Origin of the sequence: uncultured Campylobacter sp. (assembly GCF_938017705.1) — a bacterium.
Lineage (GTDB): Bacteria > Campylobacterota > Campylobacteria > Campylobacterales > Campylobacteraceae > Campylobacter_B.
The window spans coordinates 1-1249 of sequence record NZ_CALIIS010000087.1; the positions used below are offsets into that span (position 1 = coordinate 1).

General features: G+C 48.9%; 1 protein-coding gene. It reads right to left on the minus strand.

Features of this window, described 5'->3' with window-relative positions; genetic code table 11:
• Positions 1-82: 82 nt before the first annotated feature.
• Positions 83-1249: ankyrin repeat domain-containing protein (locus tag Q0605_RS04150; RefSeq protein ID WP_298704458.1), on the minus strand; the 1167-nt coding region annotated here is incomplete at its 5' end.

The window sequence follows — 1249 nt, forward strand, 5'->3', positions numbered from 1 at the left end:
GCTTATAAGGCTTTTGCAAACCCAAAACGCCGCAAACCTAAAACGACGACGAAGCAGCGAGCGACCCTTTAAATCAAGCCCGCTAATTCTCACGCTCAGGCGCATCTTGCGGATCGCTCGTAAAATCATCGCTTACTTGCGTAGGACTTAATCCAAGCGAGCGCAAATAGCTCTGCGTAGCCGCTTCACCACCCGCAAGCGCGTAGTCTAGCGCATTTAGCCCCGACTCATCAACTGCTTTTTCGTTTGCGCCCGATTTTACGAGCAATTCAACGATCTGCTTGGTACTTTTTTGCGCCGCAAACATCAGCAGTGTCTTACCCGCTCTCGAACGTTCACAGCCGTCGCTACGCTCGCCTAGCGACGCTAGGGCCTGAGCTTCAGCGCTGCCGATCTGGCGGACATTTACGCTAGCGTGCGAGTAGATTAGCAACTTTACGAGCTCATAATTTTTTGCCGCGGTGGCGAAAAATATCGGAGTTTGCCCAAGCGAGTTTTTATAGCCAACCAAGGCGCCTTTAGAGATCATAAATTTAGCGCTTTGAACGTTATTCATCGCGTAAAATAGAGAGTTTTCCTCACCCGCATTCACCTGCGCGCCTCGCTCGATCAAAGCGCCGCTAAAGCGCTCGTCATATCCTAGCAAAAGTGCCAGATCCAGGGCATTATCAAGCTCGTAAATTGCAAAATCCTTGCTAAAAAGTAGCGTACGAAACTCATCTGCACCTACTCCGCCTTTTAGCGCCAGCTCAAGCTCACCGTAATCTCCCGCCTTGCGATCCTTTGCAGCGTATGCGATAAATTCCGCTATCACGGCGCTTGCCAGCTCATCGGCTTCGTTTTTGTTGAATTTAGCGGCGAAATAATCTCTTAGCGTTTCCCTAGCTGTCGGGATCTCGCCCATAAAATTGCCATAAGCGATGAAATTTCCAATCTTGCGCTCGGAGTAAAATTCTAAGGCTTCAAGCGATTTTTCGCTAATTTGCGCGTAGTTTTTCTCTTTAGCATAGCTCAAAAAGCCCTCGCCATCCATCCCCGCAAATGCCAAGGTTCGCTCAAGCCTTTTTTCGTTCAGCAAGGCTTCGTTACCGACACAATCGATATTTTCGTCTCTAATCTCAGAAGCCGCGCTTTTTAAATTTTGCAAAAATTCTGCGCCAGCTAGCGAGCCTTTACAGCCAAAATCGCTTTGCAGCAACTCTTCGTCCGCAGGCTCTTTACTAAAAAAGCCGCGCGGATCGCTTAGTAT